This is a genomic window from Halalkalibacter nanhaiisediminis (assembly GCF_007830185.1).
Taxonomy (GTDB): Bacteria; Bacillota; Bacilli; order Bacillales; family Bacillaceae_D; genus Halalkalibacter; species Halalkalibacter nanhaiisediminis.
Window position 1 is genome coordinate 16,689 of record NZ_VLKZ01000008.1, and the last position, 19,752, is coordinate 36,440.

The following is a 19,752-nucleotide window of genomic DNA, read 5'->3' on the forward strand; positions in this document are numbered from 1 at the left end:
CGTCTGCTTAAGATGACTCACTATTATTTCCACTGCTTCCCTTTTCTTGCTTAGCCGGCTTCGATAAAAACCAACTAATCACGACAATAGAAAGTAAGACACCCCAAAAGATGACTTTCCAAACAGAAGATTCTGCGAAATGATGAGCTACTAATCCAACGTCAGGATGACTTAACGTGTACACGGCTAATTTCACCCCTACCCATCCTACGATTAAGTAGGCACCTGTTTCTAATCCTGGACGTTTTTCTAACACTTTTACAAACGCACCTGCTGCAAAGCGCATAATGACAATTCCGATTAAACCACCAATTAAGATGACGAGAAATTGTCCACCATCAAGTCGACCAATCATTGGCAATGGTGTCTCAGGCAACGTCATCGCAAGAGCAACGGCAGCCAACACTGAATCAACAGCAAATGCTACATCCGCTAGCTCCACTTTAATAACCGTTTTCCAAAATCCATCAGCTGACGTTCGTACCGTATGCTTCTCTTCTTTTTTGACCAAATATTTTCGAACAAGGAAATTAATCGATAGATAGAGCAGATAAGCAGCTCCTACTGCTTGGATTTGCCAAACATTAATTAAGACGGCGATAAGAAAGAGCGAGGCAAAGCGAAAGATAAAGGCACCAGCAAGTCCATAAAACAAAGCCTTCTTCCGTTTATCTTCTGGTAAATGTCTAACCATCATTGCAAGAACAACTGCATTGTCTGCAGCGAGTATTCCTTCAAGACCGATTAATACAAGTAGAACCCATGCATACTCGAGCCAAATTGCCATATCCACTTGTCATTCCTCTTTTCAATTCCTATTAGAAAACTTAACCGTTAACAAGAAAAAACCCTCTATCCAAATTTGTAGAGAGTTCGTAAACAAATAGACCCCTACCCAAACGGCAAAGATCTGTCATGGTCATAAAGACTTTGATGTACTGCTTCCTTCTTTGTGGACGGATGACATTTTAATGTCACTTACCTGAATCAATCAAAGTACTATGTTTGCCGATAAGATTTAGTTTGATGTATGTTCATTCTGATGTATTCTCTTAAAAAAAGAGACTCCTAAATCCTACATGATCATGTTTACCAAATATGAGAAAATAACAAATCCAGCTGATAATCTCTTTTTTGACTAAGATAATCATTTCCTGCATCTGTTAACATGACTTTATTTCCACTTTGTTGAACAAGCTGTTCTGTAAAGGCTATATCGATATAAAATTGATAAAGATGAGCACGCTTCTGCTTACTTTTTTTACCCATTAGCTGATACCCAAACGTGCGATCATGAGTACGCCAGAAGCGCGGGTGAATTTGTCGATCATCTATCAGCCTGATCGATCCATGCTGTTTCATTTTACGCAGCATAAAAACAAATCCATCAACTAAATCAACTTGAGAACTACTTAAATCCGTTTGTTCATTTAGCCATTTAAACAGCTCAGTCCTAACATTCATTTTTCCCATTCCCCATTCGTATCATCTACATACCGACGTCGATTATTGACTTAATTTTACCATATTCGACAAGGCTTTTATAGAGGATAGGGGGTCAAAAAGACGCGATTCTTTCTAAATTAGTGAAGCGTTACAGTGTTTAATTATTCTAATTCATTGATGGATAATGCCTGACCTGGAACGATGAGATCTGTCTCTAAATCATTTTCTTTCATAATCAATTCAACTGTTACCTCGTGTTCTTTAGCAATGGCAGAGAGAGTGTCTCCCTCACTGATTACATAATCAGCTACTGACGGATATATGGTAAGAATTGAGCCAACGGAAAGCAGATCATTCTCTAAATAGTTCCACTCTTTTAGCTTATCGATCGATACTTGAAAATGCGATGCTATACTCCAAAGAGTATCTCCTGCTTGTACAACGACTTCGACTGATTCCTCACTAGGATTATCCATTTCCACTTCATCATGACGTAGTTTTTCACTATCCTTTATCGTAGCTTGTTCTTGTTTAGAGCTCATGACTGTGGTGACTTCGCGAGATCTCCAATCTTGGCCATAAGGTGAAGCCTCACCTAAAGCTGCGTACATATATTCTGGTTCATTTGAGAGAACGAGAAAAGGATCAACTGCTTCGGATTTTTCGAGGTTCCAACTACCTGCATGTACTTCAAAATGCAAGTGATTTCCAAAGGAGCGACCTGTATTACCAACTGTCCCTAATTGCTCTCCTTCTTCTAATACTTGTCCCTCTTCTGCTAGCCTTTGATGAAGATGAGCGTAAACTGTCTCCAATCCATTGTCATGTTGCACAAACACAACATGACCATACGAATCTGAATAATAAGAACGACTTACGGTACCGTCTGCAATCGAGACAACGGGCGTTCCCTCAGGAGCAGCAAGATCAATTCCATAATGCTTTCCACTCCTTGTCCCATATGTATCCGTCACTTCACCAACAGTAGGCCAAATGAGCGATTCATACAGCTCATTTGGAAGATTTTTTTCTGCTGCCAATGTCGTTGTCGTTCCAAGAAAAAGCAGACCAATAAATGCTGCCAAAGCTAGAGCAATACAAACACGTTTTACAAAGTCAAGCATAGTTTCCTCCTTATGTATCGAGAAGTTATTTTCCTTTTTTTTCACTTCATTCACATACAGTTTATTCTATGCTGACGATTGTTCAACTATTCCTATTTTTTACAATAAACCCTTTAAGCGTATTTTTGTATGCTTTTTCTTCAAATTATTTTTGCCTACCTTATACACTGTTCACCTCCTTTAAGACGTTTTTAGTATGAAGTGATTTCCTTGAAATTATGCAATGATAATAAAAGAGATATGTCAAAAGCTAGACAACATTTCATTGATCTATCTTATCTCATTAACAGAGGGGATAAGGCTGAACATAAATAGCTTTGAGAAGGAGGTACAAGATCTTATGATAGATAATTTGACTTGCTTTATTTGAATATGATACTCTAATTTAGATTTAATATTCAGAAAATACAGAAATATTAACTCTGAGGGAGATGATGGCAGATGGCAAGGGAAGCAATGGAGAGTGCTTTGAAAGAAACGATTGATAAAGTTTTGGAAAACGCTGTAGGTCGTGCTGGAGGTGTCCCAGGTATCGTAGCGATGGTAACTGATAAAGATGGCAATATTTACGAGGGTTCAGCAGGCGTACGTGAACTTGGGAAAGAAACACCTATGACAACCGACACAGTGTGTGCTCTTTTCTCGACCACTAAAGCAATTGTTGGTGTAGCATTGATGCAATTGGTTCAAGAAGGCAAAGTAAGGCTCGATGATCCAGTCAATAAGTATGTGCCTGAGATTTCCGAAATAAAAGTCCTCGAAGGATTTGATGCAGATGGACAACCGAAACTAAGATCACCTCGAACCGACATTACAATAGAAATGCTGATGCTCCATACTGCTGGCTTTGGTTATGAGTTCTTTAGTCATGAAGACCGAAAATATCGAGATGCCAAGGACGTACCTTCTATACTCACTAGTACCTTTGACTCCGTTAAAAATGTGCTGTTATTTGAGCCAGGCGAACAATGGAACTATGGCGTTAACATTGACTGGGTTGGCAAAGTCGTCGAAGCCGTTCGCGGTAAGCGTCTAGGTGACGTAATGGCTGAACATATTTTTGTCCCATTAGGAATGAAGGACATCGGATTTTCACTAACACCGTCGATGATGGAACGACGTGCAACCATCCATAATCGTGCCCAGGATGGTGCGCTCACGCCAATGCCTGATCTCAAGCTACCCGACAATCCAGAAATGGATATGGGAGGACACGGTTTGTATGCGAGCGTTGGGGAGTATATGAAGTTTATTAGGATGATCCTAAATGACGGAGGAGGTGTACTCGAACCAGAAACGGTCGCACAAATGGCTCAAAACGGGCTTAGTGGATCATTAAAGATTGATGGATGGATCACATCCGACCCATCGCTAGCTAATAACGGGGAGTTCTTCCCAGGTGTGCAAAAGTCGTGGGGTTATACATTCCAAATAAACGAGGACCCTACTCCAACAGGTCGACCAGCAGGCCAATTAATGTGGGCAGGACTTGCTAATCTATTCTACTGGATTGATCGTGAAAACGGCATTGGTGGATTTTTCGCTTCTCAAGTCTTCCCTTTTCAAGATGTGGCGTCGTACTTAGGCTTCCTCGAGTTTGAATCAGCTGTTTATCAAACGTTAAAATCAGGTGCTGATCTCCGTCAAGAAGCGCAGGTAGATGGGTAAATTCATGTTATAAATACAAGTAGAGCCAGTTATGATGAATCTTTTCATAACTGGCTCTACTATTTTTATTTATGTGTATGAACCGTTACGGTGATCTCTCCTCGATCGATATTTACATGAGATTTAATAAGCACAGGATAAGAATGTGGATTAGTAAAACGAAAATCAGGACCTCCCCAAGAAACCGTCGCATCTCTCCCTTCTTGAACATAACCAATATCGCGAGAATGTGAATAACGTTCAACCATTTCTAAGCCTGCTGCATCAACGGCATTAAACAAGGTTGAGGACGTTTGACAGATTCCCCCGCCAATTCCCATCACAAATTCCTTATTCACAATTTCCATTGCTTCTTGATAGCCTCGCTCAACCGTACGCTCTCCTACTGTTTGATTGAAGGAAAAACTGTCTCCTGGTCCGAGCACAACATTTGAAATAGCATTTGAAGATAAAACAATATTTTCCGATCTACCTGCCACTCCTTGATTAAAATAAGTTGTAAATTCACCTATCACCTTTTTATCAATGCCAATGACGTCTTCTTTTGACACATTTGGTTCTGTTACTTCGATCGGTAACTGCACTTCTTTTTCACCAATAGGTAAGGATAATAGCTGTTCGACAAGGTCACTTTCAGCTAATATGACTCGCTCTTTACCATAAATAAGCTCACCATTTTCATCAATTTTTGCATTTTGCATCGGTGTATCAATTTGCGAGGCAAGTTCACTGGCAAATTGACGTAATTCTTCTTCATGCAATTGTTCATCTGTCAAATATCCAAAATCATTCATCACGACATAATAAGCTTTTCCGTTCCAATCATCACCCAATGTCACCTCCCAATGAACGGGTATTTTATAAGCTACTTGTTCGTTTAACATGGAATGATTTCTGGCTATTTTTTCGTTCTCATCAGCTGAGACATACTCTCCCCCCACTACGAGGAGCATTGGGATCAGCAACCAACCTCTTTTCATCATATCCTCCTCCTATCCTGCACACGCATTTCAATATATGATCGAGGAAAAAAATGATGCCATTATTTCAGAGAAAAAAGAAGACAGCTAAATGATTAGCCATCTCCTTTTATCGTTTACTTCTCTTCTTTTCTTTTTCCACCACGAAAGACAATCGCACTACGCTCATATTCAACGTCCTTTACCTGTAAGCGATGATTAATCACTCGACCAATCGCAAAGAAATAATCAGACAGACGATTTAAATATTTTAAAACAATTGGATTGATCACATCCGTTTCAGATTGCAGTGTAGCGACATGACGTTCTGCGCGTCTTACAACTGTACGACAAACATGAATCGTCGCTGCTGCTTCTGCCCCCCCTGGCAAGATAAAACGTTCTAGCTCAGGTGCTTCTTTAATGTACTCATCAATTCGCTCTTCTAAAAAATCAACAATTTCTTGTTTTGCTTTATAAGGGCGTTGTTCGGTTACTTTTAACATCGCTAAATCGCCACCGCAATCAAATAGCTCGTGCTGAATCTTAACTAATTCAGGCTTAATGTCAGGAAAGAGTTCATCATCTAATTGCGCGATTGCAAGTCCAACAAATGAGTTTACCTCATCCGTTGTTCCATATGAAGTGACGCGAATATCATCCTTCGGTAATCTTCCACCAATAACACTTGTTTTTCCTTCATCACCTGTACGTGTATATAATCTCATGTTCTTCTACCTCCCGTTATTTTAATTGCTCGTTTAACCCATACCAAATGACATCGACTCTTGTTGCCTGCTTGGCTACATCTTGAAAGCACCAGCCTACAACGTCACGTAATAATCGTGCTTCCTTTTCCATCGGAACAATGCCTTTACCAATATCTGTTCCTATCAAAAAAAGCTTGGAATGCCTATTGCGCATCTCCCATTCTAGCCATAATTGAAGCCAAGAGCGAAAGGCCTGACGTGGATTGGGTTCATTTAAAAATGATTGAATCATGCTTTCTAAACCAAACATAATCACCGTTTCGCTTAATTGATCGTTTGGTACAATTCCCCATTCCTCATATCCATTATACCATGTGAAATCGGTTACTTGGCTTTTACGAACATGATTTAATACCCACTGATTTTTGCCGTGATAGGCTCCTCCTGTAATAAAGTGAATCGTCCTCCCCTCCTCACATCATCACATTTTCCGATTAACGTAAAAGCGGCACCAATTGGAACTTCCCACTCAAAGAAAGCACGTTTTTCTGGCGCAAAAGATGATAACCATTGTCTAATTAACCCGCCATGCGTAATCACCGTCACATTTGTTACTTCATTCTCTTTTGCAAGGTCAAGTACCTGCTTCATCGCAAGATTTGTTCGCTGACGAAACTGTTCTAGCCTTTCCCCGTTTGGAGGGGTAACAAGACATGGATCATCAAGCCAACTTCGATACATACGATCATCTTTTAACTCTTCATACGTCTTTCCTTCCCAATCACCAAAATCGATTTCTCTTAAGAGTGCTAAGCATAAGTATGATTGGTCTGGGTACAAGAGCTCTGTTGTTTCCTTACACCTTGTTAAATCACTTGAAATAAGTAAACGCTTTTTGCCAATTTCTTGCCCTTTGGTGATCTTAAGGAGATCGGCTCGTCCTCTTTCAGATAATGGTAAATCAGTCGAGCCAATATATCGTTTTTCTTCATTAAATTTCGTTAATCCATGCCGAATAAGAGTAAGAGCCAGAGAATGCCCCATAAAATCGTTTCACCTCCTTCTCCGCCTGCCCCTGTTGTATCACCAGTAATCCCGCCAATTTGATAGTGAATCCAACGCATCCATAAAAATAGAAAGATTCCGGACGTTACAACTAATGAGAATAGCAGTGGAGAAAATAGCAACGTCACGAGCATGGCTAGTAACGACCAACCTATAAAGACGAGCTTCATTGATCGTTTTTTCACCGCCTTTAATGCGGCTGCCATCCCGTCTTGTCGCGCAAACGACCCAAGCAAAAGCTGCCAGCCAAGTAAGAGTCTAACGAGAAAAGGAATCAGAACGAGTGCAAATAAAATTTGATGACCAGCTAATTGTAAGCTCTCATAAATAAAAAGCAATCGCCAACCAAGAAGCAAAAGTAAAGCAAGTACACCAAATGTCCCAATACGCGGATCTTTCATAATCTCTAGCTTCCGCTTGCGATCTCTTCTTGAAAACACGGCATCGTGAAAATCGGCCCACCCATCAAGATGTAAGCCTCCAGAATAAAGAATTGAAAACGTTAAGAGCCATACAGTAATCACAAGCGTGGAAAAAGGTGACCACTCAAGTAAGACATAAGCTTGTAACGCTAAAAGGCCACCCAGAAGAAGGCCAATGATTGGATAAGCTGCTACAGAGGCTCTTGCTCGGGATTCATCCCACTCTACTTGTTTCGTGATCGGAATTGTTGTTAACAACTGAAATGCGAGTAAGATTCCGTCGATCCATATTTTCACGTTGCTCATTTGTTCTCTTTCCAAACTCGCATTTTTTGCAGTAAGAAGTCTACATCGAGCTCTTTTTCAATCCAATCAGCTGCCCTATCATACGCTCGAAGACGTTCTAAACTAAAATTCTCTGCTTGTCGTTCCCCTAACCCACGTGCACGGCGCAGGCGATTTAGCCACCATGTTCGCCACTCATCATTATGAAAAAGATGATGGAAATACGTACCGATCACACGCCCATCCTCGGCAAATACTCCGTCTTCACGATCTAGAACTTGTAAAAAAGGAGTCGCTGCTTCATCTAATCGAGTCGTTTGTCCGAGATGAATCTCAAATCCCGTTACATCTGCTAAAGAGGATAACTTCTGCGGGATAAACGTTCCTGTTGATTGTGTCGTCCATTTTTCACTAATAAACGTCGTATGAACAGGCAGAAGATCTAAGCCTGCAACCTCATGTCCTGCAATACCTGTATCAGAGCCAGCCTTATCAACAATCGATCTACCGAGGATTTGATAGCCGCCACAAATTCCAACGACCGTTCCCCCTTCTTCTGCGAAGGCTTTAATTTGCTCACTCAAACCAGTATCCTTCATTGCATCTAAATCACGAATCGTGCTTTTCGTTCCAGGAATAATGACGGCATCAGGGTTTCCAAGGGGATCATGCATGCCAACTAAACGAATCGTTACATCCTGCTCGTAGCGAAATGGCTCCAAATCGGTGTCATTTGATAAATAAGGAAGATCAATCATCGCAATCTCGAGGCCCTTTGCTTGTTGCTTCGTCGTTGGATAAAGAGCCTGTCTTGAAAGCGAATCCTCTGATTCAATTCGGTGATCTTTCACATACGGAAGAACCGCTAGTACAGGAACCTTAAGATTTTCTTCAATCCAAATACGACCACTTTCAAATAAAGTCGGGTCACCGCGGAATTTATTAATAATGACACCAACAACTCGTTTGCGCTGCTCAGCTGTTAACAATTGCAGTGTGCCTGCAATACTAGCAAAAATCCCACCTCGATCAATATCGGCAACAAGGATGACAGGAACATCAGCTAGCTCGGCTACTTTCATATTAACAAGCTCGCGATCATTTAAATTCATTTCAACGGGGCTACCAGCACCTTCGATCACAATCGCTTCAAAATCGCGTTCAAGAGCTGATAATGCTTCCTTAATCGTCTCTAACCCAAGTTCGTAAAATTGCTGCCGATAATGGCGGCCTGAGAGCGTTTCATGAACACGTCCGAATCGTACTACTTCTGACGTGTGATCATTGCGCGGTTTTAATAAAATCGGATTCATCATGACCGTTGCCTCAACAGAAGCTGCTTCTGCCTGAATACCTTGGGCTCGTCCAATTTCTTCTCCCGCTTTCGTCACATACGAATTATTGGACATGTTTTGAGATTTAAATGGCGTAACTTTCATCCCTTTTCTTGCTAATGCGCGGCAAAGAGCCGTGCACACAAAACTTTTTCCAACATCAGATGAAGTACCTTGTATCATTATTCCAATCACGTTCTTATTCCCCCTTTTTTCCAGCAAGGTAGGCCACATTCAACCATGATTGCTTCTTTTGCTAACAAAACGATATGTTGATGAAGCCGTCCGAGTAATCGTTTATAAACCTTCGTCCCTTCGTCACTTGCAAATCCATCATACGAAACTTCATTTGAGACTATGACCACATGCCACGGAGCACCTGCCAATTGAGAAAACAAACATTTGAGATTTTGTTCGATTTCAAATTGAAAGACTACATTTTTCCACTTTTCTGAATTGGTTTCCCATCCTGAAAATAATTCGTTACTAACAAGTGTTGTTACACAATCAAGTAGTAGCACATCATCTTTTTTAAAATGAGAAAAAAGCTCGTCTATCTTTCGTGGCTGCTCCCAAACGATCCAGTTAGCACCGCTTTTTTCACGCGTTTGTTGATGGCGCTTGACCCTCTCTTGCATTTCTTTGTCATAGACCTGATTTGTAGCTATATAATGAAGGTTTGATCCATTTTCCTTTAAAAGTGAAATCGCTCGTCTTTCTGCAAAATCACTTTTGCCACTTCTTACTCCACCAGTCACGAAAACGAGCATTGCCGCCTCCACTTTGCCATGACGTGCAAAAGGCGATCATTTGCTTGCATGTCTTTGACAGCGAGACGAAGATACTTACCATTTAAGCCATTGAAATTATATGTATGTCTAGCCACAATCCCTTGCTCTGCTAAAAAGAGCATAAGTGGCTTCAAATCTTCCTTCTTTTGTTCTGACACAAGATAGAAATTTACAGTTGAAGGAGAGATATCGAAATCAAGCTTTACTAGCTCACCTCTCATCCGTTCTCGTTCCGTAGAAAGGCTCAAAACCGATTGTCTGACAAACGCATCTTCCTCTAATAATTGCAGACCCATTTTTTGAGCAAGTCCATTTACGCTCCACGGGGGCTGTCGTTTTTTTATTTGTTGGATCAACTTTTCGTCTGCTAGCATATAGCCAAGTCGAATTCCAGCAATGGCATACATTTTTGTCATCGACCTGAGCAGAATAAGCTTAGAATAGGAATGGATTAGCTCTTGTAATCCTTTATTCTGCTCGCAAAAATCATAAAATGCTTCATCAATGACAACATATACCCCTGCTTGTTCAGCTGCTTCGACTAGTGCAACCATGGTCTCATCTTCAAATCGTACTCCTGTTGGATTGTTAGGACTACATAAAAAAAGTACGTCGATGTCCTTGATCGCTTCGTTTATATGTTTTTTTTCAAGCTTCCAAGGTGCTTCTAAAACGAGTGACTCAACCTGACAATCATGTGCGAGACAAGCATCACGATATTCTGAAAAAGCAGGCTCAATGATTCTAACTTTTTTTTGGCGAAACACACTTCCGATCAAAAAAATGAGCTCCGCAGCTCCGTTACCAACTAAAAGATGCGATGTTGGCACATTATTAATTTTCGCTAAACGAGCTGTTAATTCACTAACATGAGGATCAGGATACGCCGATACGTCTGAAAGTAAGTCTATTAGATTCATCTTAGAAAGAGAGCTAGGGGGTCCAAATGGATTTGTATTAACACTAAAATCATCAATATGTTCTGGCAATGCCATGCCTAGTGCCTTCGCTAAATGATTTGGGTTTGCCCCGTGATTAGGTAAGGACAACAATCACACCTCCACATGCGATCAAAATTAGGCTAAAAACGGTCGTTGTTCGAAGCATAATCGCATTTGTTTCTTCTATATGTACAGCGCTCATCGTCACAAGGGGATCTCCCATTTTTGCTCGGTTTGAAGTAATGCCTTTATATGTATTCATTCCACCTAATTGAATACCGAGTAATGCGGCAACAGCGGCTTCTCCCCAGCCACTATTTGGACTAGGATGCTTTGGTGCATCACGTTTAACGATTTCCCAGCAAGCTTTTTTTGAGCGACGGAGCTTCGGTTGATTTACAGCAATCATTACTATCGACGTTAGCCTGCTCGGAATCCAATTAAAGAGATCATCACATTTAGCCGATGCAAAACCGAATTCGCCGTACTTGTCATTTTGGTAACCGACCATGGAATCACATGTATTAATGGCTCGATACAACAGCGCTAATGGAGCGCCGCCTATTAAGGCAAAAAACAACGGTGCTGTCACGCCATCACTTGTATTTTCCGCCACCGTTTCAACCGTTCCTCTCGTAATCTCCGCTTCATTTAACTGATCCGTATCTCGTCCAACAATGTAGGAAAGCTTTAGTCGCGCTTCATCAAGATTTCCATTTTGTAATGGCTCTTTTACTTCATCAGCTGCCTGCTTTAGTCCTTTTGCTGCAATCGTTGTTGAAATCAACCAAGCTTCAACGAGAACGCCAAAATAGATATGAAGGGAGTAAGCAGCCCATACAATCCCAACTGCCAAAAGCACGACAATAAAAAGGACGAGAGCAAGCATCGCAAACCCTTTCGCCCAACGATTTTGACCATAATTTAAATGTTTATCAAAAAAAGCAATAAGCTTACCAAATCCGACAACTGGATGCGGCAACCACCGAGGATCACCGATGATTCGATCAATGACCACAGCGAGAGCAATCGCAATCATATGAGCAGTCATTACGACACCCCCATCCTTTTTTTGTAATGTTGGATCGTTGTTCTCATCCCTTCATAGACGAGCCTTGCGATTTCTTTTCCAACTGGCGTAATCGTCCCTGCATACTCATAATAAGGTCCAGTTTGTGCCGAAGCGATCATCACACTATCCGTTGAGGTTCCTGTTGCAAGCGTTCCACTAACAGGGTCACGAATGCCTTCATCATGCAAAGCTTTTACTTTCGCTTCTGTCACAGTCATTAACGCCTGCACATAAGCGGCTTCAGGTAGTTCCCCTTCAATAAATACCCATGTATTAATTGTACCAACTGTTGTCTTCCAATCAGCTAGCTTATACGCCATTGAAGCATCCACTGCATTTGAGGTTCCTGCACTTATCATGACGAGGATCGCTGGTGCATCAGGACCCGACCGTATAATTGAAGCATCTTCTAATCTAGCAGCTGTCATCATCGTAAGTGTATCATTTGCATCGATCCCATTTTCATGTAAATAGGTTTTACATTCTGTCACAGGATCGTCAGCTAAATAATCTTTATTAACATGCCGATTCACAAATGCATGATGCCAACGAAATCCTGCCCCCAGCACCGCCGATGATAGCGCTTTCCATTTTTTATCGCTCTTCATATATATTCGTTCAGGTGACCGATCAATGATTAGACGATCAATAGCGGATAATTGATTTTCTCGTTCACGCTCAGGAATAAAGGTAATTAATGGACTTGGAACCGAAGGATGCTCTTTACGATTTAAAGACACTCCATAAACCCTCTCTAATTGTCCTTCTTCCATCACATGAGTTGGAGAATCTAGCGCAATCATTTTCCCTTTATCAAGTAACAGGATTCGATCACAATACAAGCTAGCCATATTTAAATCATGCAATACAGCCACAACGGTCAATTGTCTCGTCTGGGCCCAATGCTTTAGCGCATTAAGTAAGTTCATTTGATGCGATAAATCAAGGTGATTGGTCGGCTCATCAAGCAAAAGGATATCGGGTTCTTGTGCAAGAGCACGTGCTAAGAGAACACGCTGACGTTCTCCGCCACTAAGCTGCTGAAGAAGCTTATCGCGAAATTGATATGTTTCTGTCTGTTTTAGAGCCTCCGTAATGACTTGTTCATCTTGCTTTGTCATTCCTTGCAACCATCCCTTTTGGTAAGGGTACCTACCTAATGAAACGACATCCCATACCGAATAGGAAAAGGCAGTCTCAGAATCCTGTGGCAATACGGCAAGCTTTTTAGCAAGATCTTTTGAACGATACATAGAAAGAGATTTGCCATCTACGATAATTTCTCCATTTACAGGTATCATTCCACCACCAATAGCTTTCAATAAACTTGTTTTCCCACTTCCATTGGGTCCAATAATGCCAAAGAATTCACCTTTTTTAATCTCCAAAGAAAGTTCATCAACGACTTTCATGGATCCGTATTGAACCGTCACATTTTGACACGTAATCATATTCATTCCTCCTTTCTATTCCATTAAGACTTAAGTCTCCTTTGTCTCACTAATATTAAGCCAAAAACAGGTGCACCAATAATCGCTGTAATGACACCTATTGGTAATTCAGTAGGAGCAATCAATGTTCTGGCAACTAAATCGGTCAAAGCTAAGAATCCAGCTCCAAGAAACATCGATAACGGCAGTAAATGACGATGATCCGATCCCCACATCAGTCTCGTTAAATGAGGAATGACTAATCCAACAAACCCGACTGTTCCAGAAACGGCAACAGCTCCCCCTGTTAACATCGTTGCACCTAGTAAGATCATAATTTTACGCCTAGCAATGTTCACACCAAGCTGTCTCGCTGTTTCCTCTCCAAAAGCAAGCGCGTTTAACTCCTTACGATTAAAGAAAAGGAGTAGAAAACCGATGAAAAAGAATGGTGTAATCATCCAAATATAAGGCCAGCCTCTCATTGCGACACTACCCATTAACCAACCTATTATTTGCCTGAGCTCTTCACCCGTCAAAGCAACCATTAACGAAATAAATGCTCCTAAAAAAGAACTAAAAATTATACCAGCTAAAATGATGGTCTCCGCCGACATCGAGCGTTGCACTACTCTCGCAAATGAAATGACAAGAAAAAGCGTAGTAAACCCAGTAACAATACTGATAACTGGTAAGGTAAAACGGCCTAGAAATGGAATCGTGATCGAAAAAAAGATTACCGCAACCGCACCAACAGCAGCACCTGATGACACACCTAGCGTATATGGATCAGCAAGCGGGTTTTTCAAAAAACCTTGAAAAGCAGCCCCAGCAAGCGCTAGACTAGCTCCAACAAACATCGCAAGTAACGCCCGTGGAAAACGAATTTCCATGACGATATTGACGTACATTGGATCTATCACCACGTCTAGTGGTATGTGAAAGACTTCTATAGCTAAAATTTGTATGACGGTTAAGAAGGGAAGCTCTACGCTTCCCCGACCGATACTGACAATTAGAGCAACAAAGCAAAAGAGTATAACAAATCCATACGCTACATATAAATTATTCGCCAAACACCTCTGGATAGACTGCTTTTGCAATTTGCTCGACTCCTTCTGCTAAACGTGGACCTGGACGTACAACCTCATCAGCGTTTAAATCATAAATACGATCATTGACGACAGCTGGAACATCCTGCCATGCTGCACGCTCTTTTATTCCTTCAATCGCATTATCTACATAAAAACCATACGTAATTAAAATCACATCTGGATTATATGCCACTGCTTGCTCTTCAGTGAACTTTGGCCAACCCTCATGTTCTCCAGCTGCATTTTCTGCATTGATGATCGTTAGCATTTCATGAAAGAATGTATTTTGACCAGTTGTATAAATATCTGGAGCAGGTGCGACTTCAACCCAAACCAATGCTTTGTCTTCTTCAGGAATGGTACTAGCCTTTTCTTGAACCTCTGCAAACTTTTCTTGCATGTCTGTCACGACAACCTCTGCTTCTTCACTAGCCCCTGTAGCAAGTCCAATCATTTCAATTGTTTCATAGACTGTTTCAATTGAATCTGCTTCTTCAACGACAATGACAGGAATACCTGCATTTCTCAATTGTTCAAGGCCTTCACCATATCTCTCTGCGTGTGAGCTATGAGTTAAAACAAGATCTGGGGTTAAAGCTATTACTCGTTCAACATCAAAATTCATTTCACCGACACTTTCAATTTCAGTAACTTCCTCTGGATATGTATCATTATCCGTACGACCAACAACGGCGTCACCAGCATCAAGCGCGAAAATCGTTTCTGTTACGCTCGGAATCAACGAAACGATACGCTCAGGTTCTGCTTCAAGCGTTACTTCTTGCCCGACAGCATCCGTAATTGTTATAGGAAACTCACTGCCTTCCTCTTCTTCATCAGCAGGCGCTACCACTTCTGTATGTTCAGAATCTGTCGTTGGTTCGGTAGCGGAATCTTCTGTTGCTGAATCTGACCCACATGCAGCAAGGAAAATAACCATCAGTAATGCAGCCAACATTATCTTTAACTGCTTCAAACTCTTCATTTTTAGACAACCCCTTTTTCTTTTCTTTTTCTTATCTCCCTTTTAAAACAATGAGTATGGGACCACTTCAAGGAACAACAAAAAACACCCCTTTAAAGGAGTGCTAGAAAGTCAAAAGAATATACTTTTTTAATAAGAGCTCATCTTATGTAAAGTGTATCCATTGCTTCCCCTTGTCCTCGAAGGTTTCACATTCTACGTAGTGGCAGGTCTCCTGACTTGTGCATTTCAATCTCTCACTCCTTCCCGTCTCGAAGCAAGACAGTGGTAAATGAAAGAGATCTAGCACTTACAGTGGCGGGACCGTGTTGGACTTTCACCAACTTCCCTCTTCACATCTAATGTAATGATTTTAGATGACCAATACGTGTTTCATATAAGATTGTGATAAGTAATTACAGTATACATGAAAAGCTAGGGTTTGACAGTTTTTTTTACACATGACTTTCAAAATGGTTCATTGAATATTGATTCTTTTTTGATAGAAAATGAGGGTGTAGCCACCCTCATTTTCAAAATCATCTATTCTATTTTTCTAGCAGTGAAGACCGATTTTCTTTTGGCAAAAAGAACGAAAACGTTGTCCCTTCGTTCATTTTACTATGAACAGAGATTTGACCTTTATGTGCGTCTACAATGTTTTTCGCAATCGCTAGACCAAGTCCAGTTCCACTGCGACCTCTTGTTCGTGCTTTATCTGCTTTATAAAATCGTTCAAAGACGTAAGGCAAATCAACTTCTGGTATACCTGAACCTGTATCAATCACATCAAATTTGCATCCTTCATCATAGCCAGAAACAGCAAGCTTCACTTGACCTTGTTCCCTCGTATGACGGATTGCATTATGAAGTAAATTCGTTAACACTTGTTCAATCCGATCAGGATCACACTCAATCAGATCGACAGAATCTCCGATCGACAAAATGAGCTCGATCCCTTTTTCCCGCGCAAGCCCTTGAAATTTACGAACAATCCGTTCAGCAAAAGGCTTTACTTCCATCCGTTCAAGATTCAATTCAACATGGCCTGCTTCCATTCTTGCTAGATCTAGTAATTCATTGACGAGGCGTCCCATTCGGAGTGATTCATCATAGATGATTTTTGCGATTTCTTTTTTCTCTTCATCTGATCCCGCAATATCATCAATAATCGCTTCACTATAGCCTTGTAGCATTGAAATTGGCGTTCTCAGCTCATGTGAAACATTTGCAATAAAGTCTTTTCGTAATTTATCATGGCGACGCTCTTCCGTCATATCACGAAATACAGCAACCGCTCCACGGATCGTTCGATTATCATACAAAGGCGTCATTAAAATCGTCCAGCTTCTCCCTTGCATGTCATATTCCATCACTTGTTCTTTTTCAAATAGAACAACTTTCTCAAATAATGCTTGAATCGCTTTAGGTAGTTGCTCATCAGCTCCCTCATCCATTCCTTTTTCATAAAACCATGATTGGATAAAGCGCTCAGCAGGTGGGTTCGTTAAGACTACACGACCTTTTTTGTCCAAGGTAATGACCCCATCAGCCATACTAACTAAAATTCTAGCAAGCTGTTCTTTTTCCTGGTTAAGGGCGTGGATATTATTATTTAATTCTCGTCCCATTCGATTAAAGGCGATTGCTAATTGACCAATTTCATCTTGCGTTAAAATTGGGATTTTTGTGTTAAATTTACCCTCCGCCACTTCTAGAGCAACTTGTCTCATTTTTCTAAGCGGTGCTGTAATTCTAGAAGAAAGGAAAAAGGCAAAAATCGTCGTTAAAATAATCGCAATACCCGCTGAGAAATAAATAATTCTTTTTGTTTCATTAGACGTTTCTTCGACTGCCGAGAGAGATTGATAGAGAAACACTGCACTATCATCGAGATTTCCTGCTAGAAGCGGCACACCAACGATCATTATTTCAGAGTGAACCTCTTCTCCATTTCCAACTAATGGGTAATCACCTTCTGTTTTGACAACCTTTTCTCCAGAGAAAACCTGTGATAATGTTTCATCTGTAACTAACGTTTCAAGTTCTACGTGAAATTGTTCTGAATCATCGCTACTCCACAGTTTTACCCCTTCGACAAGAATAATGACCTGTGTTTCAAATGCATTGCCATACTGAGCAATGGTTTGCAATGCATCAATCTCTGATTCATAGCCTTCATAAATCGAAGCAATCATATTGGCATGATTTATGAGCTGGGATTCCGCTTCATCAAGATGAAACTGTTCAAAAGATTGCAATAAAAGCACCATCAAAATGGTCAAAACGACTGAAACAAGGAGGAGAATCGTGAACCAAAGCTTACCAACGACGCTTCGCCAAAGCATTATTCCTTCACTGCCTCAAACTTATATCCAATCCCCCAAACAGTTGAGATTAATGAAGCTGCCTCAGGCGAAATTTTATTTAATTTTTCTCGTAAGCGCTTAATGTGCGTATCAACCGTTCTCAAGTCACCAAAGAAATCATAATTCCAAACATCCTTAAGTAATTGTTCACGTGAAAACACTTTATCTGGTGATTGGGCAAGATAATGAAGCAACTCATATTCTTTTGGCGTCAGACTAATTTCTTCTCCAGAAACAGTAACCCTGTGTGCATCATTATCAATTGTCAAATGTTGAAAAACAAGAACATCTTTTGTTTGTGTATCTGTCTGCAAAAATCTCGTAGAAGAAGAGCGACGAAGCAATGCTTTTACGCGTAACACAACTTCCCGTGGACTAAATGGCTTAACAATATAATCATCTGCCCCCACTTCAAATCCTTGCACACGGTTTGTTTCTTCTCCTTTAGCCGTTAGCATCATAACAGGAGTAGCTTTTGTTTTTCGCAATTCTTGACATACTTCGATTCCGTCAATGCCTGGCATCATGATATCAAGTAAAATTAAATCATACTCATCTGCAAGCGCCATCTCGAGTGCCTGCTCACCATTTTCGGCTTCTTCAATCTCATAATTCTCTCGTTCTAAGTACATCCTTAATAGTCTTCTAATACGATCTTCATCATCAACAACTAAAATACGTGCTTCTTTCTCCATCAAAACTCCTCCTATACCGTTTATTTAACTCAAAGGTATTCATTCATTGTAGTGTACCATCTGACGTTTAATGAAAAAACGAATTAGAGATACGATCTAACTAGACACTTTTCCCCCATTTATCTTTTTAGACGAAAACCCCCGCATAAGCGAGGGTTCTCCTATTAAGCGTACGAGTGAAGACCCGCAATAACAAGATTAACAAAGACCAAGTTAAACATAATAATTGCAAATCCAATCACACATAACCATGCAGAACGTTCACCATGCCACCCTCTTGAGAGACGCAAATGTAAGTAGGCTGCATAGAAAAGAAATGTGATAAGTGCCCACACTTCTTTTGGATCCCAGCCCCAGAAGCGCGTCCAGGCAATTTGCGCCCAAATCATCGCAAAGATTAAACCGCCAAGTGTAAAGACAGGAAACCCAATCGCGATTGCACGGTAACTAATTTCATCAACCCTTTGAGGACTGACATTTTTCAAAATAGGTTGAATCGCTCCACCAATGCGTTTACGTAAAACAAGACGTAGTAACCAATAAAGAACAAGTCCTGTAAGCAATGACCAAATGACGGTATTCAAATCATTTGCTCGTAATAGAGCAGGCGCTTCGATAAACGGAGACATATGTCCTTCGGTTAATAGCTGACCTTCATGCGGTCCGATGATTGCAGGTAAATTGTATTCCATTTGAGCTTCAATATCCTGCTCGTTTACATAAGAGAACTGCGCTTCATAATCCATCATGTTAAAGATCGAACCAATTAAAATGTAGCCAATTAAACTGATAAGAGAATACATAATAAATTCAAGCGCTCTCGTTTGCTTGTTTGCTTTTGTGAAATCAATAGTTCGGATTAAATAAATAAGTCCAGCCGCAAAACCAATTGAAAGAATACCTTGTCCAAGAGCAGTGGTAATAACGTGAATATGTAGCCAACTGCTTTGTAATGCTGGAATTAATGGTGATACCTCACCAGGAAACATTGAAGCATAAGCAATGACGAGCATAACGACCGGCATCGTGAACAACCCGAGATAATTAGAACGATAGATCGCATAAATAATCACAAATGCAAATCCAATCGCAATACCCAGAAACGTCATGTACTCAAACATGTTACTAACAGGGGCATGTCCCGCCACTGTCCATCTCGTAATAAAATAGCCAATCGAAAAAAGTGAGGCAATAATTGAGAATATATAACCAAAAGAGCCCCATCTATTTCCGCTCATTTCTCCTTCTTTATTGCGCCATTTACGGCCTGTTACTGAGACAGCAAAGGCAATTGTAGCACCTAGGTAGAAGAAGAAGGCAATGTATAGTAGATTCCCACTAAGTGTTGCCATTTCGTAACCTCCTAATTAAGGATTGGGAAGC

The 19,752-nt window shown here is 40.7% G+C and carries 19 protein-coding genes and 1 riboswitch; of the genes, 1 reads left to right on the forward strand and 18 read right to left on the reverse strand.

What is annotated here, in order from left to right:
• Nucleotides 1–7: 7 nt before the first annotated feature.
• The 3 genes from IQ10_RS13845 to IQ10_RS13855 all read right to left on the reverse strand — a co-directional run bounded on the left by IQ10_RS13845 (nucleotide 8) and on the right by IQ10_RS13855 (nucleotide 2,570).
• Nucleotides 8–787 carry a TerC family protein gene (locus IQ10_RS13845; RefSeq protein ID WP_144451214.1) on the reverse strand — a complete coding sequence of 260 codons (780 nt, stop codon included), beginning with the start codon at nucleotides 785–787 and terminating at the stop codon, nucleotides 8–10.
• Between the two features lie 302 nt (nucleotides 788–1,089).
• Nucleotides 1,090–1,464 (reverse strand): hypothetical protein, encoded by a 375-nt coding sequence (locus IQ10_RS13850; RefSeq protein WP_242009836.1) that lies wholly within the window; start codon nucleotides 1,462–1,464, stop codon nucleotides 1,090–1,092.
• 143 nt (nucleotides 1,465–1,607) lie between these two features.
• Nucleotides 1,608–2,570, reverse strand: a complete 963-nt coding sequence (locus tag IQ10_RS13855; RefSeq protein WP_144451092.1) for a M23 family metallopeptidase — start codon at nucleotides 2,568–2,570, stop codon at nucleotides 1,608–1,610.
• Nucleotides 2,571–3,011: 441 nt separating this feature from the next.
• Between IQ10_RS13855 and IQ10_RS13860 the strand changes: the two genes are divergently transcribed.
• Nucleotides 3,012–4,238 carry a serine hydrolase domain-containing protein gene (locus tag IQ10_RS13860; protein WP_144451093.1) on the forward strand — a complete coding sequence of 409 codons (1,227 nt, stop codon included), beginning with the start codon at nucleotides 3,012–3,014 and terminating at the stop codon, nucleotides 4,236–4,238.
• A 65-nt stretch (nucleotides 4,239–4,303) separates the two neighbouring features.
• Here IQ10_RS13860 and IQ10_RS13865 read toward each other — a convergent pair whose 3' ends face one another.
• The 15 genes from IQ10_RS13865 to ccsB form a co-directional block, all read right to left on the reverse strand.
• Entirely contained in the window at nucleotides 4,304–5,218 is a 915-nt protein-coding gene (locus tag IQ10_RS13865) for a VanW family protein (protein WP_144451094.1), read from the reverse strand.
• A 116-nt stretch (nucleotides 5,219–5,334) separates the two neighbouring features.
• A complete protein-coding gene (locus IQ10_RS13870; RefSeq protein ID WP_144451095.1) occupies nucleotides 5,335–5,925 on the reverse strand; it encodes a cob(I)yrinic acid a,c-diamide adenosyltransferase in 591 nt (196 codons plus the stop codon).
• A gap of 16 nt (nucleotides 5,926–5,941) precedes the next feature.
• A complete protein-coding gene (locus IQ10_RS13875) occupies nucleotides 5,942–6,217 on the reverse strand; it encodes a bifunctional adenosylcobinamide kinase/adenosylcobinamide-phosphate guanylyltransferase (RefSeq protein WP_144451096.1) in 276 nt (91 codons plus the stop codon).
• Between the two features lie 98 nt (nucleotides 6,218–6,315).
• Nucleotides 6,316–6,951, reverse strand: a complete 636-nt coding sequence (locus tag IQ10_RS13880) for a histidine phosphatase family protein (protein WP_144451097.1) — start codon at nucleotides 6,949–6,951, stop codon at nucleotides 6,316–6,318.
• Nucleotides 6,909–7,700, reverse strand: coding sequence for an adenosylcobinamide-GDP ribazoletransferase (locus IQ10_RS13885; protein ID WP_144451098.1), 792 nt, complete (start codon nucleotides 7,698–7,700; stop codon nucleotides 6,909–6,911). Before IQ10_RS13885 ends, IQ10_RS13880 begins: the two co-directional genes overlap by 43 nt.
• A complete protein-coding gene (locus tag IQ10_RS13890) occupies nucleotides 7,697–9,208 on the reverse strand; it encodes a cobyric acid synthase (RefSeq protein WP_144451099.1) in 1,512 nt (503 codons plus the stop codon). The genes IQ10_RS13885 and IQ10_RS13890 overlap by 4 nt, the downstream gene beginning before the upstream one ends.
• The gene (locus IQ10_RS13895; protein WP_144451100.1) at nucleotides 9,205–9,783 is read right to left on the reverse strand and encodes a bifunctional adenosylcobinamide kinase/adenosylcobinamide-phosphate guanylyltransferase; all 579 of its coding nucleotides are present in this window, start codon (nucleotides 9,781–9,783) and stop codon (nucleotides 9,205–9,207) included. Before IQ10_RS13895 ends, IQ10_RS13890 begins: the two co-directional genes overlap by 4 nt.
• Nucleotides 9,768–10,853: a threonine-phosphate decarboxylase CobD gene (gene cobD / locus IQ10_RS13900; protein ID WP_144451101.1), complete on the reverse strand. Its 1,086-nt coding sequence runs from the start codon at nucleotides 10,851–10,853 to the stop codon at nucleotides 9,768–9,770. Before cobD ends, IQ10_RS13895 begins: the two co-directional genes overlap by 16 nt.
• Nucleotides 10,840–11,796: an adenosylcobinamide-phosphate synthase CbiB gene (gene cbiB / locus IQ10_RS13905; protein WP_144451102.1), complete on the reverse strand. Its 957-nt coding sequence runs from the start codon at nucleotides 11,794–11,796 to the stop codon at nucleotides 10,840–10,842. Before cbiB ends, cobD begins: the two co-directional genes overlap by 14 nt.
• The gene (locus tag IQ10_RS13910; RefSeq protein ID WP_144451103.1) at nucleotides 11,796–13,268 is read right to left on the reverse strand and encodes a heme ABC transporter ATP-binding protein; all 1,473 of its coding nucleotides are present in this window, start codon (nucleotides 13,266–13,268) and stop codon (nucleotides 11,796–11,798) included. The genes cbiB and IQ10_RS13910 overlap by 1 nt, the downstream gene beginning before the upstream one ends.
• A gap of 23 nt (nucleotides 13,269–13,291) precedes the next feature.
• Nucleotides 13,292–14,350, reverse strand: coding sequence for a FecCD family ABC transporter permease (locus tag IQ10_RS13915; RefSeq protein WP_144451104.1), 1,059 nt, complete (start codon nucleotides 14,348–14,350; stop codon nucleotides 13,292–13,294).
• Nucleotides 14,313–15,326, reverse strand: a complete 1,014-nt coding sequence (locus IQ10_RS13920) for an ABC transporter substrate-binding protein (RefSeq protein ID WP_144451105.1) — start codon at nucleotides 15,324–15,326, stop codon at nucleotides 14,313–14,315. Before IQ10_RS13920 ends, IQ10_RS13915 begins: the two co-directional genes overlap by 38 nt.
• Before the next feature lie 187 nt (nucleotides 15,327–15,513).
• Nucleotides 15,514–15,706, reverse strand: a riboswitch (cobalamin riboswitch).
• A gap of 147 nt (nucleotides 15,707–15,853) precedes the next feature.
• Nucleotides 15,854–17,653, reverse strand: a complete 1,800-nt coding sequence (locus tag IQ10_RS13925; RefSeq protein WP_199757430.1) for an ATP-binding protein — start codon at nucleotides 17,651–17,653, stop codon at nucleotides 15,854–15,856.
• Nucleotides 17,653–18,369, reverse strand: a complete 717-nt coding sequence (locus tag IQ10_RS13930; protein ID WP_144451107.1) for a response regulator transcription factor — start codon at nucleotides 18,367–18,369, stop codon at nucleotides 17,653–17,655. Before IQ10_RS13930 ends, IQ10_RS13925 begins: the two co-directional genes overlap by 1 nt.
• A 164-nt stretch (nucleotides 18,370–18,533) precedes the next feature.
• A complete protein-coding gene (gene ccsB / locus IQ10_RS13935; protein ID WP_144451108.1) occupies nucleotides 18,534–19,721 on the reverse strand; it encodes a c-type cytochrome biogenesis protein CcsB in 1,188 nt (395 codons plus the stop codon).
• Nucleotides 19,722–19,752: the final 31 nt, after the last annotated feature.